General features: G+C 61.0%; 10 protein-coding genes and 1 pseudogene. 8 read left to right on the top strand and 3 right to left on the bottom strand.

Annotated elements, in window-relative coordinates; all coding sequences use genetic code 11:
* Nucleotides 1-277: 277 nt before the first annotated feature.
* The 5 genes from LDP01_RS04340 (at nt 278) to LDP01_RS04320 (ending at nt 5,783) form a co-directional block, all read left to right on the top strand.
* On the top strand, nt 278-1,363 hold the full coding sequence (locus tag LDP01_RS04340; protein WP_224090480.1) for a PhoH family protein: 1,086 nt from the start codon (nt 278-280) through the stop codon (nt 1,361-1,363).
* Nucleotides 1,360-1,833: an rRNA maturation RNase YbeY gene (gene ybeY / locus LDP01_RS04335; protein ID WP_224090475.1), complete on the top strand. Its 474-nt coding sequence runs from the start codon at nt 1,360-1,362 to the stop codon at nt 1,831-1,833. Before LDP01_RS04340 ends, ybeY begins: the two co-directional genes overlap by 4 nt.
* On the top strand, nt 1,830-3,161 hold the full coding sequence (locus tag LDP01_RS04330; RefSeq protein WP_224090471.1) for a hemolysin family protein: 1,332 nt from the start codon (nt 1,830-1,832) through the stop codon (nt 3,159-3,161). The genes ybeY and LDP01_RS04330 overlap by 4 nt, the downstream gene beginning before the upstream one ends.
* On the top strand, nt 3,112-4,107 hold the full coding sequence (gene era / locus LDP01_RS04325; protein ID WP_497944979.1) for a GTPase Era: 996 nt from the start codon (nt 3,112-3,114) through the stop codon (nt 4,105-4,107). Before LDP01_RS04330 ends, era begins: the two co-directional genes overlap by 50 nt.
* A 104-nt stretch (nt 4,108-4,211) precedes the next feature.
* Nucleotides 4,212-5,783, top strand: coding sequence for an LCP family protein (locus tag LDP01_RS04320; RefSeq protein WP_224090467.1), 1,572 nt, complete (start codon nt 4,212-4,214; stop codon nt 5,781-5,783).
* A 127-nt stretch (nt 5,784-5,910) separates the two neighbouring features.
* Here the strand turns inward: LDP01_RS04320 and LDP01_RS04315 are convergent, their stop codons facing one another.
* Nucleotides 5,911-7,863: a M13 family metallopeptidase gene (locus tag LDP01_RS04315; RefSeq protein ID WP_224090462.1), complete on the bottom strand. Its 1,953-nt coding sequence runs from the start codon at nt 7,861-7,863 to the stop codon at nt 5,911-5,913.
* Nucleotides 7,864-8,114: 251 nt separating this feature from the next.
* On the opposite strand from LDP01_RS04315, the gene leuA reads away from it, so the two are divergent.
* The 3 genes from leuA to LDP01_RS04300 all read left to right on the top strand — a co-directional run bounded on the left by leuA (nt 8,115) and on the right by LDP01_RS04300 (nt 11,523).
* Nucleotides 8,115-9,854: a 2-isopropylmalate synthase gene (gene leuA / locus LDP01_RS04310; RefSeq protein WP_223932971.1), complete on the top strand. Its 1,740-nt coding sequence runs from the start codon at nt 8,115-8,117 to the stop codon at nt 9,852-9,854.
* Nucleotides 9,855-9,940: 86 nt separating this feature from the next.
* A complete protein-coding gene (gene recO / locus LDP01_RS04305; protein WP_224090460.1) occupies nt 9,941-10,696 on the top strand; it encodes a DNA repair protein RecO in 756 nt (251 codons plus the stop codon).
* Nucleotides 10,697-10,698: 2 nt separating this feature from the next.
* Nucleotides 10,699-11,523 carry an isoprenyl transferase gene (locus tag LDP01_RS04300; protein WP_224090459.1) on the top strand — a complete coding sequence of 275 codons (825 nt, stop codon included), beginning with the start codon at nt 10,699-10,701 and terminating at the stop codon, nt 11,521-11,523.
* A 34-nt stretch (nt 11,524-11,557) separates the two neighbouring features.
* On the opposite strand, the pseudogene LDP01_RS04295 reads toward LDP01_RS04300, so the two are convergent.
* Together LDP01_RS04295 and LDP01_RS04290 are read right to left on the bottom strand one after the other, a co-directional pair.
* Nucleotides 11,558-12,632, bottom strand: a pseudogene (locus LDP01_RS04295) (alpha/beta hydrolase).
* A complete protein-coding gene (locus tag LDP01_RS04290; RefSeq protein ID WP_224090458.1) occupies nt 12,629-13,636 on the bottom strand; it encodes an alpha/beta hydrolase in 1,008 nt (335 codons plus the stop codon). Before LDP01_RS04290 ends, LDP01_RS04295 begins: the two are co-directional and overlap by 4 nt.
* Nucleotides 13,637-13,639: the final 3 nt, after the last annotated feature.

The following is a 13,639-nucleotide window of genomic DNA, read 5'->3' as shown; positions in this document are numbered from 1 at the left end:
TTGGCATATCGTCGACGGCGGCTGGCCGGGTTTGCGGGCACTGGCGGCAACTGAAACAGGATTGATACCCGCTTGATGCCGAGTTGAGACAAAAAGTCGTCCCCCCCCGCGGCCCGTGCAAGGTGGACGAAGCCCGCGGGTACGCCCTTGTCGTTCCGGGCTGGCGTAGGATTGAAGGCATTCCGGCATATGGCCTGGCGGTTCAGCCAGTCCCGTTGTCGAAACGATGGACCAACTGTATTCCGACCGGAGGAGAAGAGGCCGCACGGCCACCACTATGAGTGAATCCCTGAATGGGCGGTTGCGGACCGGAAACGGGAACCCAGCCACCACCGAGTTCCCGCACACCTTACCGGGCACGCGCACGGAAATCGTCACGTTCGACAACTCCGATCAGATGGTTCACTCATTGGGCAGCCATGACGAAGCCTTGCGCTACATCGAGGAGCAGTTCCCGGACGTCAATTTCCACGTTCGCGGCAATGAATTGTCCATGTCCGGTCCATCCACGGTCATTCCGCGCATCATGCGCCTCCTTGAGGAGGTCCGCGGACTGGTTGCCAGGGGAACCGTCGTTACCCCTGATGTCCTCCAGCAGCTCGTTTCCCTCCTGAGGACACAGTCAGTCCAGAATCCCGTGGATGTCCTTACCCACAACATTCTCTCGAGCCGTGGCAAAACCATCCGGCCCAAGACCCTGAACCAGAAGAACTATGTGGATGCCATCGATGCGAACACAGTGATCTTCGGTATTGGCCCGGCAGGTACTGGCAAGACCTACCTCGCCATGGCCAAGGCCGTGCAGGCCCTGCAACTCAAGGAAGTAAGCCGGATCATCCTGACGCGGCCCGCTGTAGAGGCGGGGGAGCGGCTGGGTTTCCTGCCGGGAACGCTGAGCGACAAGATCGACCCCTACCTGCGGCCGCTTTACGACGCCCTGCACGACATGATGGATCCCGAATCCATTCCCCGGCTGATGGCTGCCGGCACCATCGAAGTCGCACCGTTGGCCTACATGCGTGGACGGACGCTCAACGACGCCTTCATCATCCTGGACGAGGCCCAGAACACCACGCCTGAACAAATGAAAATGTTCCTGACCCGTCTCGGATTCGGTTCCAAGATGGTTGTTACAGGCGACGTAACGCAGATCGACCTGCCTTTTGGCTCCACGTCCGGACTACGGATCGTACGCGAAATCCTCACCGGGATCGATGACGTCAATTTCTCCATCCTGGAGGCCGCGGACGTCGTCCGGCACCGTTTGGTTGCAGACATCGTCTCCGCCTACAGCAGGTGGGATGACGCGCACCGTACGGATGGGGCTGCCGGCACACATCACAAACGTGGAGAACGAAAATGAGCATTGAAATCAACAACGAATCCGGCGTGGAGGTGGACGAAGCCCAACTGGTGACATTGTCCCGGTTCATCTTCGAGCGCCTCTACATCCATCCGCAGGCTGAGCTGTCCATCCTCCTGGTGGATGAACCCGCCATGGAGAAGCTGCACATCGAGCTTATGGACGAACCAGGAGCCACCGATGTGCTCTCGGTGCCCATGGATGAGTTGACGCCGGGCACGCCCGACAAGCCCACGCCGCAGGGAATGCTTGGAGACATTGCCATATGTCCCCAGGTGGCCGAGGTGCAGGCGCGGAACGCCGGACACACCACCCAGGACGAAATGCTGTTGCTCGCCACGCATGGCATCCTCCACCTCCTTGGTTTCGACCATGCCGAACCGGAGGAAAAGGAAGAAATGTTCGGTCTGCAGCGTGAGTTGCTGTCTGAGTTCCTGGGCAAGGATGCCCCCATGGAGACCATGCAGTGACCTCGCTCATCCTTGTCGGCATGGCGCTGGTTTTCCTCAGTTTCGTCGCCTTGCTGACGGCAGCTGAGGCTGCGTTCAATTTCCTGCCCCGGCACGAAGCTGAACAATCGGTAGTCCGCAGCAAGGGCAAGGCCTTGGCAAGCATCCTGAAGAACCCCGTCGCCCATATGCGTGCCCTGCGGTTCTGGCGGGTGTGGTTCGAGATGGCAGCAGCGGTCGCCGTCGCTGTCGTTATGCACAGTTTGCTGGACAACGTGTGGCTTGCCGGCCTGGCGGCGACTGGCATCATGGCCGTCATCGGGTTCGTTCTGGTGGGCGTCTCGCCCCGGCAGTTGGGACGCGCGCATTCCGGCCCCATCGTCCGGTTTACCGCACCGTTGATCAGGTTCCTCTGCTGGATCCTCGGACCGATTCCCGGCTGGCTTGTCGCGTTGGGGAGCGCGGTCGCGCCCGGCGCCCCCGGCGGTGATGACGCGTTTGTCAGCGAGGAAGAATTCCGCGAGTTCGTGGACCGCGCGGCAGAATCGGACATGATCGAAGACAACGAGGCGGAGCTCATTCATTCGGTCTTTGACTTCGGCGACACCTTGGTCCGCTCGGTCATGGTTCCGCGCACGGACATCGTCAGCATTGGGACCGGTTCGGACCTTGAAGCGGCCATGGCCCTTTTCCTCCGCTCCGGCTACTCCCGGATACCGGTCATTGGCGAGAACACGGACCAGATCCGCGGCATTCTCTACCTCAAGGACGTTGCTGCGGCGATGCATCGCGGCGAACCCGGACTGCAACCGCACGACGTCGATTCCCTCGCCCGGGATGTTCGGTACGTCCCGGAATCCAAGCCCGTGAGCGACCTCTTGAAGGAACTGCAGAAGGAATCCACGCACGTTGCCATCGTTATCGATGAGTACGGCGGCACCGCGGGGCTGGTGACTTTGGAGGATCTCATCGAGGAAATCGTAGGAGAGATCGTTGACGAGTACGATTCTGCGGCGGAAGAAGCGGTGGATCTCGGCGATGGCACCTACCGTGTCAGTGCCCGCATGAGCATTGATGACCTCGGGGAGCTGTTCGATATCGACCTCGACGACGACGAAGTGGACACCGTTGGCGGCCTCCTTGCCAAGGCCCTCGGCCAGGTTCCGATCGTCGGGAGCTCCGTTGAAGTGAACGGTGTGTCGCTAAAGGCAGATAGGCTTGAGGGTCGCCGAAACCGGGTCAGCCACATCATTGCGGCAGCCATGCCAAAGGAAGACACTGACTTTGAAGACCTTCTCGATGAGGCAGACACAACGCAACAGGGAGTTCCACGTGAGCAAGCAAAATAAGAAATTCGACGCCGATGACGATTTCGGTGGCTTCCACGCCGGATTCTCGGTCCTTGTTGGCCGCCCCAACGCGGGAAAGTCCACGCTGACAAATGCCTTGGTTGGGCAGAAGGTGGCCATTACATCGGCCAAACCGCAGACCACGCGCCACACGATTCGTGGCATCGTCCACCGCGAGGATGCACAACTGATCCTGGTTGATACCCCGGGCCTCCACCGGCCCCGCACGCTTCTGGGAAAGCGGCTCAACGACCTCGTGGCTGACACGTTGTCCGAGGTGGACGCGATCGGGTTCTGCTTGCCGGCAAATGAGAAAATCGGTCCTGGCGATAAGTACATCGCCGCCCAGCTGGCTGCCGTGGGCCGCAAGCCGATCGTTGCCATTGTGACAAAGACTGACCTCGTGGACCGTCAGGCCCTGACGGAGCAGCTGCTCGCAGTTGCTGCCTTGGGCCGTGAAGTCCTCGGAGACCAGGGCTGGGCGGATATCGTTCCCGTTTCTGCCGCCGACGGTTTTCAGGTATCCACTGTTGCCGACGTCCTTATCGGGCACATGCCGTCATCGCCCCCTCTTTACCCGGATGGTGAACTGACCGACGAGCCCGAGGCCGTCATGATCGCTGAACTTATCCGGGAAGCCGCCCTCGAAGGTGTCCGGGATGAACTTCCCCACTCCCTTGCCGTTGTCGTTGAGGAAATCGTGCCCCGTGAAGGACGCACGGAGGACAACCCCTTGCTGGACGTCCGGGTGAACCTTTACGTGGAGCGGCCCTCCCAAAAAGCCATCATCATCGGTAAGGGTGGCAGCAGGCTGCGGGAAGTCGGAACCAACGCGCGCAAGGGAATCGAGACGCTCCTGGGAACCAGGATCTACCTCGATTTGCATGTCAAGGTTGCCAAAGACTGGCAGCGGGATCCCAAACAATTGGTAAAACTCGGCTTCTGATCCGGCGTCACGGCAACGGCGTGGCTGGGGCTCGATAAGGAACTTCCCAGAATCGGCCACTATGATTGCGGGGATCCACGTGTTTGAGGAAAGGTAACCGAATAGTGCGACGTCGTGACGCCCGCCCGCTGGGCCCCGGCACCGCTGCTCCCGATGCGGCGCGCCATGGGGAGGACCCCGAGGGAACTCCGCGCCACATGAACGCGCCCAAGGGGCTGCCTTTGTGGCTGAAGATTGTGACCGGCCTCGTGTCGGTGGCACTCGTTGCCGGCGTTGCTTTTGCAGCCTTCTGGTTTATCCGACTACAGACCAACATCACCAAGGCCCCGCTATCGGCGGCCGAATCACGCGATAGCAGTGATGCCGTGGTCAATGACAAATCGGACCGCCTGCAGATTCTTATCCTCGGCTCGGATACCCGCGATGGGAAAAACTCCCAGTACGGCAACGCAGACGATTCCACAGGCTACGGCCACTCGGATGTCATGATGCTGCTGGACATTTCCGCGGACAATAAACGGGTCAGCGTCATGAGTTTCCCACGTGACCTCCTGGTTGACGTGCCCCAGTGCACGGACCACACCAACAACCAGACGTTCCCCGCGCGGAGCGGTGTGATGATCAACGAAGCCATGGCAGAAGCCGGGATCGGCTGCGCGGTGGACACCATCAATAAGCTCACCGGCCTGGAAATTGACCACTTCATGATGGCCGACTTCAACGCGGTGAAGGAACTCTCCAAAGCCGTCGGCGGAGTGGATGTTTGTGTCAGTGATCCCGTCTTTGATCCGGACTCAGGTCTTCGTTTGGCGAAGGGCAATTCCCAGGTCGAAGGCGAGCAGGCGCTGGCGTTCCTGCGAACCCGGCATGCCTTTGGAGATGGTGGCGACCTGGGCCGAATCAAGGGCCAGCAGGCATTTCTTTCATCGCTGACACGTAAGCTCAAGGCGGACGGCACGCTGGGCAACCCGCAAAGGCTCCTGCAGATCGCTGACGTCGTCACGCAAAACCTCACCGTTGATGACGGGTTGGCATCTGTGCCGTCGCTGTTGACGATCGGTGGGAGGCTGAAGGACATAGATGTCTCCAAGGTCGCATTTGTCGCGGTACCCACGCAGCCTGCCACGTTGGACCCCAACCGGTTGGAGCTCGTGGAGCCCCAGGCATCACAGCTTTTCGCGGCCCTTCGCGCAGATCTGGACCTGACGAATCCCGGGGCGACGTCCAGTCCGGCTCCAACAGCGCCTGCGGAAGGAACTCCTTCGGCGGCTCCAACCACTGCTGCCCCGACAGTCCCGGCGTACAACAAAGCCATCCAGCCCGTGGCAGTCGCCAACGGCAGCGGAGTTGGGACCAGAGCACAGGAAATCCTGGCAACGTTGACCGGCAATGGATTTACACAGTCGGTGTCATATTTGGCAAACCCAGTGGAGAAGACTGTGGTCTACTACGGTCCGGACTTCGCTGACGTTGCTACGGACGTTGCCACGCTGTTCGGCATCCCTGCGGCACAGGTTCAGCAAGCCCGGGGAGTCTCGGGCGTGCAGCTCTACGTGGGCACCGACTTTGCAACGGGGACCGCCTATGGAGCGGCCTCGGTCCCGCCCGATGTTGTCAACCAGACGGCCAAAGAAGCAGTCTGCCAACAGGTGAACCCGCTCTACATCACGCAATAGCCGTCACAGCAGGGCAATCCGGCGCAGGGCACTGGGCGGCAGGGTAACTCCGCAGCATAGAACAGGGCCAAAGACTAATGGCCGGACCCCGGGTCATCCAGGGGGCCGGCCATTCGTCGTAGTGGCTTTACCAGATGCTGACTCTGTCCTCAGGTGCCATCCACATCCGGTCTTGGTCATTGACCTGGAAAGTTTCGTGGAAGGCATCGAGGTTCCGGGCAATGGCATTGGTGCGGAACTCGTTGGGGGAGTGTGGATCGGTAGCAAGCCTGCGGATCGCTTCCTCGCTACGGATCACCTGGCGCCAGCCGGCAGCCCAGGACATGAAGAACCTCTGCTGACCTGTGAAACCATCCAGGACCTCAGGCTCGGCACCATCGAGGCTGATCAGGTAGGCCTTGTAAGCAATGGTGAGGCCGCCCAGGTCACCGATGTTCTCACCCAGCGTCAGTTTGCCGTTGACCTTGTGCTCAGGTGCTGCATAGGGGGATAGCGCATCGAATTGGGCAACCAACTTTGCCGTGCGGGCTTCGAAGGCCGTCCTGTCCTCTTCGGTCCACCAATTGCGGAGGGCTCCGCTTCCGTCGAATTGGGATCCCTGGTCATCGAATCCATGGCCGATCTCATGTCCGATCACCGCGCCAATCCCGCCGTAGTTCACGGCGTCGTCTGCTTCTGCCGTGAAGAACGGCGGCTGCAGGATGGCGGCGGGGAACACGATTTCGTTCAGCATCGGGTGATAGTAGGCGTTCACGGTCTGAGGGGTCATGAGCCACTTGTCCAGATCCACCGGCTTGCCGATCTCGTCCAGGTGTCGATCGACGTCGGCGTCGTGGGCCCGCTCAACGTTGCCCAAGAGGTCGTTGGCGTCGATCTCAACGGCGGAGTAATCGATCCATTTTTCGGGGAAACCAATCTTGGGGCGGAACGCGTCCAGTTTCTTCAGGGCTTCGGCCTTTGTGTCCTCACCCATCCACTCAAGGGAAGAAATGCTGTCCCGGTAGGCCTCGATCAGATTGGCGACGAGGGTTTGCATCCTGGCCTTGTGTCCGCCGGGGAAATGCCGCTCCACGTAGATTTGGCCCACCGCCTCACCAAGTGCTGCTTCGACGACGGCTACGCCGCGCTTCCAGCGCTCCTTGTTCTGTGGGGTGCCACTGAGGGTGGTCCCGTAGAAGTCGAAGTTCGTGTCCACGAACTCCGAGGAGAGGTAGGGCGCCGCTGAGTTGAGCACCCTTAGGGTCAGCCATTCCTTCCAGACGGCAAGGGGTTCCGATTCGAGAAGCGCGGCCGCGCCGGCAAAGAAGTCCGGCGTGCTGACTACTATTTCGCCGCGTTTGCCGGCATCGACGCGGCCGGCCTCAAACCAGGTATTCAATAGCGGGAACAGCTTCGCTGCTTCTTCGGCCGTTTTCAGGTTGTATGTCTTTTGGGGATCCCGAAGCGTGACGTTGTCCCAGTGGTGGGATGCGAGGGCCTTTTCCAAGGCAACGATGCGACCAGCAGCGCCCTCTGCGTCAGCAACGCCGGCGAGGCCGAGCAACTTGGCGACGTATTCACCGTAGGCTGCCACAATCGGGGCAAACTTTTCATCGCGGTAGTAGGACTCGTCCGGGAGGCCGAGGCCGCCTTGTCCGATGTACAGAAGAATCCGCTCCGGGTTTCCGGCGTCAGGTGCCGGGTAGATGGAAAACAAGCCGGAAACGTCGCACCGGAACAGCCGGCCCAGCAACGCCGCAAATTCCTCTGCGGAACCCACTGACCGGACTTCCTCCAGTCGCTCCCGCAAGGGCTCGAGTCCCTTCGCCTCTGCCGCGGCCTCATCCATGAAGCTCGCGTAAAGTCCGCCGACCTTCTGTTCGATGCCGGAGGCCGATGCTCCCTTGTTGGCGGCTTCCTCGATGATCGCCTTGACGGCCAGTTCTGCCTCGTCACGCAAAGCCGTGAAGGTGCCTTCCAGCGGGCGGTCGTCAGGGATCGTCGTGCTGTTCAGCCACGCACCGTTGACGTGCTGGTAGAGGTCGTCCTGCGGCCGGACGCTGTGATCGATGTTGGAAAGAGTGATCCCCGACTGTGGCACTGTGGCTCCTTGAATGGACGCTGCAGCCGGCGTTGCCACCGTCGCTGCGTCTGCATAGTGGACGTTGCATGAGGTGTTGCAATGTCATCATACGCATCGTGTTACTGTGAACTTGTGCGTGCGGGAATGCTTCTTCTTAGCTGCCGCGGCGAGGCCTGAAAGCTATCTGAAAAGCTGGGCCACCCTCGCCGCGGAGTTTCGTTGTGCCCGGCTAAGCTTTCATTTAGATCTTAGAGAAAAGGCCACACGACATGCGTAATGCACAAAAGCCCTCCGGTATGCCGATTCACCGTTACCTGCCGTTCCAGGACCAGATCACTGTCGAAGTTCCGGATCGTACCTGGCCGGACAAAGTCATCACCAAGGCCCCGCGCTGGTGTGCAGTGGACCTGCGCGATGGTAACCAGGCACTGATCGATCCCATGAGCCCGGCGCGCAAGCTGAAGATGTTCCAGCTGCTGGTCAACATGGGATTCAAGGAGATCGAGGTTGGGTTCCCCTCCGCTTCCCAGACCGACTTTGATTTCGTTCGGCAGCTGATCGAAGGCGGCCATATACCGGACGATGTCACTATCCAGGTCCTCACCCAGGCGCGTGAACACCTGATTGAACGGACCTATGAGTCCTTGGTGGGTGCCAAGCAGGCGATCGTGCACCTGTACAACTCCACTTCTGTGCTGCAGCGCCGGGTTGTCTTCAACCAGGATGAGGACGGCATCCTCGATATCGCCCTGCAGGGTGCCCGGCTGTGCAAAAAGTATGAAGAGACGCTGACCGATACCCACATCACCTACGAGTACTCTCCGGAGTCGTTCACGGGAACCGAGCTGGAGTATGCAGCCCGGGTCTGCAATGCAATCGCAGATGTGTTTGAAGCGTCAGCGGACAAGCAGGTCATTATCAACCTGCCGGCCACGGTGGAGATGGCAACCCCCAACGTCTATGCCGACTCCATTGAGTGGATGCACCGCAATCTGCATCCCCGTGACGGCATCATCATTTCACTGCACCCGCACAACGATCGCGGTACCGGCGTTGCTGCCGCGGAACTCGGCTACCTTGCTGGAGCAGACCGCATTGAGGGCTGCCTGTTCGGCAATGGGGAGCGCACAGGAAACGTTGACCTCGTCACCCTGGGCCTGAACATGTTTGTCCAGGGCGTGGACCCCATGATCAATTTCTCCGACATCGACGAGATCCGCCGCACGGTCGAGTACTGCAACCAGTTGCCCGTTCCCGAACGTTCGCCGTACGGTGGCGACCTCGTCTTCACAGCCTTTTCCGGTTCGCACCAGGACGCCATCAAGAAGGGCTTCGAAGCACTCGAGAAGGATGCGGCTGCGGCAGGGGTGCCCGTGGACGACTTCACCTGGCAGGTTCCGTACCTGCCTATCGACCCCAAGGACCTGGGCCGAAGCTATGAAGCTGTCATCAGGGTCAACTCTCAGTCCGGCAAGGGCGGCGTCGCCTACCTGCTGAAGAACGAGCACAATCTCGATCTCCCGCGGCGCGCCCAGATTGAATTCTCCGGCGTCATCCAGCGCCGCACAGATGCTGTTGGTGGCGAGGTCAGCGGGGCGCAGCTCTGGCAGATCTTCCAGGACGAATACCTGCCCTCCGATGAGGAACAAGCCCAGTGGGGCCGTTACTCCCTGGGCAGCGTAAGCACTGAAACGGATGAGTCCGGCGCTATGACCATGAACGCAAACCTGCGGATTGATGGCGTAGAGGTGCGCAGGACCGGCCACGGGAATGGTCCGATCGCCGCGCTCCTGGACATCCTGCACCACGACGGCGTCGATGTCCGTGTGCTCGACTACAGCGAACACGCATTGTCAGAGGGCGGCAGCGCAAGTGCGGCTGCTTATGTTGAATGCGCAGTGGGCGAACGCGTCCTCTGGGGCGTGGGAATTGATCCCAGCACCACGACGTCCTCGCTGAAGGCGCTGATCTCGGCTGTAAACCGGGCAGTTCGGGACGCCCAGGCCTAACGCCAAGACCGTGTGGTGACGGGAAATACCGTCACCACACGGTCTTGTGGTCCTTCCAGACCACTGGCTTAGTGCGAAGATTAGTTGTGGCCAATCCCTCCTCATTTGCAGCGCGGTCCTACCGGGACGATGCCGTTGTGCTCCGCACCCATAAGTTGGGCGAGGCAGATCGGATTATCACCCTGCTGACCAAGCATCACGGGCAGGTACGTGCGGTCGCAAAAGGTGTGCGGCGGACCACCAGCCGTTTCGGCGCCCGGCTGGAGCCGTTCATGGTGGCCGACTTGCAGCTCATCTCTGGCCGAACCCTGGATATCGTCACCCAGGCTGTTGCCAAAGGCGCCTATGGAAGCAGCATTGCGGCGGACTATGGCCGCTTCACTGTAGCTGCTGCCATGACAGAGACGGCCGAGAAGCTTACGGACGCGGACGCCGAATCCGGCACGGCCCAGTACAACCTCTTGGTAGGTGCCTTGGCGGCGCTCAGCCGCTCGGACCATGCCCCCGAACTTATTCTGGACTCCTATCTCTTGCGCGCATTGGCCACGGGCGGATGGGCGCCGAGCTTTACTGATTGCGCCCGGTGCGGCAAGCCCGGACTGCACACGGCCTTTGCTGCGCCACTCGGGGGTATGGTGTGTGGCGATTGCCGCCCGCCTGGCTCACCGGCTCCGGCGCCGGAAACCGTGGTGTTGCTCGGAGCCCTCCTGACCGGGGATTGGGGCGTAGCTGACGCCTCGGACCCGAGGCATCGACGCGAAGCAGCCGGACTGGTGGCCAGTTACCTGCAATGGCATTTGGAACGCGCCTTGAAATCACTCAAACACGTGGAGCGAAGCTGACTGTGGCACTTGGAAAGAAAAGCAAGACAACCCCGGCGCGGACTTCGCCCGTAGTGGCCCCTTACGGACATCCTTCAGGTGCCGTTCCGCCCAACATTCCAAGTGAACTTATTCCGCAGCATGTAGCGATTGTCATGGATGGCAATGGACGTTGGGCCAACCAGCGGGGACTGCCGCGAATCGAGGGGCACAAGGCCGGCGAGCCGGCACTGCTGGACGTTATGGCCGGCGCCATTGAGCTGGGCATCAAGTACGTCAGCGTGTACGCGTTTTCCACGGAGAATTGGCGGCGATCCCCGGAGGAAGTCCGCTTCCTCATGGGATTTAACAAGGATGTGCTACGTCGCCAACGCAATCAGCTCGATGAATGGGGAGTCCGGATCCGCTGGGCCGGTCGACGCCCCAGGCTCTGGGGCTCGGTGATCCGTGAGCTTGAAGAGGCCGAGGAATTTACCAAGGCCAATGACACCTGCACGTTGACCATGTGTGTTAATTACGGTGGCCGGGCGGAAATCGCCGACGCCGTCTCAGCCATAGCTGAGGACGTTGCCGCCGGGCGCCTTAAGCCAGGATCGGTGACGGAAAAGACCATCCAGAAGTACCTGGACGAGCCCGACCTCCCCGACGTAGATCTCTTCCTGCGCAGTTCCGGGGAGCAGAGATTGTCAAACTTCCTGCTGTGGCAGTCCGCATACGCCGAATTCGTCTTTATGGACACGTTGTGGCCGGACGTAGACAGGCGCACGCTCTGGGACGCCGTCGAGATTTACGCCAAGCGGGACCGCCGCTACGGCGGGGCAGTTGACGCAGCCCCAGCCGGAAAGTGAGCGGCCCCAGCCGGAAAGTAGCGGGCCCGCTACTTTAATACGGGTAGGACGAAAGCCAGACCGACACATCACGGTACGCCTGTTGGCGGATGGTCCTCCGCGACAAGAAGATGTCGTGCAGCGCCCCTGGGTAGCGGAACACAGCTGTCCGCCTGCCCAGGCCCAGCGCGCGCCGGGATGTCTCCTCGACGTCGATCACGGCGTCGGCCCTCATGAGGTCCGACGTCCATTCGGCCTGTATCCGGGTCCGGCCCGATAAAAGGACCAGCACCGGGGCATCGATATTGAGTTTGCGCTCTACCGCTTTGTGGCCGGCAAGCACTGCCTTCGTCCAGCCAGCGCGGATGGGGAATGAGCCGCGCGGACGCCAGACGGGATCCAGCGGCCACTCGCCGTGGGCCTGGTTGCTGACGCTCTCCCAGTACGCAGGCATTTCAGGGAACCTGAACGGGCGCTTGGGGTCGGTCCGCGCGAAGGGCTCCACCACATGCATGGCGATGCTGCGAATCAGGCTGCTGCCTTGGAGCTCCAGCCATGGCGAGTTCAGGACAAGTGTCCCGATCCTGCCTGGATGGCGGTCCGCCCACAGAGAAGCAATCAGACCTCCCAGGGAGTGCGCAAGCATATGGATGGTTGGTGACGCTGGACTGTTGGTCCTGGCCACAACGTCCCGTTCGATCTCCAGCAAGGCTGCTTCGATGTCTTCGTCGTAGACAGCCAGATCGGTTGTGTATCCGGGAGTCTGACCAGGCAGCAGGCTGCGCCCAAATTTCCGAAGGTCCAGCGCGTAGAAATGAAAGCCGGACGCCGTCAGGTACTCGGCGAGTTCGGTCTGGAGGAAGTAGTCAGCCCAGCCGTGCAGGTAGAGGACCACCCGCGGTGCCCCCGTGGGATCCATGGACGCCGCACGACGCCTGCGTTGCGTGAAGGTGGAGAAGAAATCAAGGATGCCGTGAGGGGTTGCGGCTGTGACGGGCGGGGCATGCCTGACGAGTGTTGCTTTGACCGGGCCCCTCCTCGTCAGGAGACAGGGGGAGTTCCAGACGTTCGTATCCGGTGCCCAGGATGTCCGGTTGCCAAAGATGTACCGATTCTTCGGTGGTGGTCATGCGTCCCCCTCCTGCCGTACCTGCGGCAAGTCACTCTCCATGTACCCGCGAATCCATCGTGAAAGCCTCGCGTAGGCATCTGCCCGGACGTTGGGTGCGGACAGGAAGACATCATGCAGCCCGCCATCCACTCTTTCCAGAGTCACACTGCGACCCAAGGCCATGGCACGCAGTGCGATGATGCCGACGTCCAATACAGCATCCGAACGCCGCATGGACTCCTGCCACACCATTCCGTTGGCGCTGGCTGTCGATGTCAGAACCAGCACCGGGATGTCCAGGTCCAGGCCGCGTGCAACCTGTGAGTGGCCGGCCAGGACGGCGCTCAGCCAACCGGCCCTGACGGGAAAGGCCAGGGGTGGCCGGTACTTTTCATCCAGCGGCCATTCGCCTTCGGCGGTATTGCTGATGCTGCGGAAGTAGAATCCACGCTCCGGCAGCCTTAGGACCATCTCGGGCCGGACCCTGGCAATGGGTCCCACCATTGCTTGGGCGGCGCGCCTGACAAGTGAGCTGCCATGCATTTCAAGCCAAGGGCTGTTCAGGATCAGGTGCTGCACCCGGCCTGGGTGCTTGCTCGTCCACAGTGCTGCGATGAGGCCCCCGGTGGAATGGCCCATCAGGGCAACACCATTTCTGAGAGGTCCTGTGCTGTCGCTGTGGATGACCTCAAGGGCACGGCTGATTTCGGCGTCGTAGTCCCCAAGATTGGCCACGTACCCGCCCGGCGAACCTGAAGTCAGGCTCCTTCCATGGTTATGCATGTCCAATGCATAGAATTCGTACCCGTGCCCTGCCCAAAACCTGGCAAGTTCCACATTGAAGAAGTAGTCGCTCCAGCCATGCAGGAACAGCAACGCGCCGTGCGTGGCCTGGCCCTCCTGGGTGGTCGACTCCGGCCGGTGACGGACCAGGGTTGCACGGCGCACCACGCCGTCAGGCCCTTCCACGTCCAAGGCGCATGACTGGAAGTCCACTCCCAGTATGTCGGTCGACCAATCCATGCC

This window comes from Arthrobacter sp. StoSoilB13 (genome assembly GCF_019977255.1).
Classification (GTDB): domain Bacteria; phylum Actinomycetota; class Actinomycetes; order Actinomycetales; family Micrococcaceae; genus Arthrobacter.
This window is presented reverse-complemented; position numbering and strand designations above follow the sequence as displayed.

Excerpts from the sequence above, each read along its gene's own strand:
- LDP01_RS04340 (WP_224090480.1), top strand. The coding sequence starts at position 278 with ATGAGTGAATCCCTGAATGGGCGGTTGCGGACCGGAAACGGGAACCCA.
- ybeY (WP_224090475.1), top strand. The coding sequence starts at position 1,360 with ATGAGCATTGAAATCAACAACGAATCCGGCGTGGAGGTGGACGAAGCC.
- era (WP_497944979.1), top strand. The coding sequence starts at position 3,112 with ATGAGGCAGACACAACGCAACAGGGAGTTCCACGTGAGCAAGCAAAAT.
- leuA (WP_223932971.1), top strand. The coding sequence starts at position 8,115 with ATGCGTAATGCACAAAAGCCCTCCGGTATGCCGATTCACCGTTACCTG.
- LDP01_RS04290 (WP_224090458.1), bottom strand. The coding sequence starts at position 13,636 with ATGGATTGGTCGACCGACATACTGGGAGTGGACTTCCAGTCATGCGCC.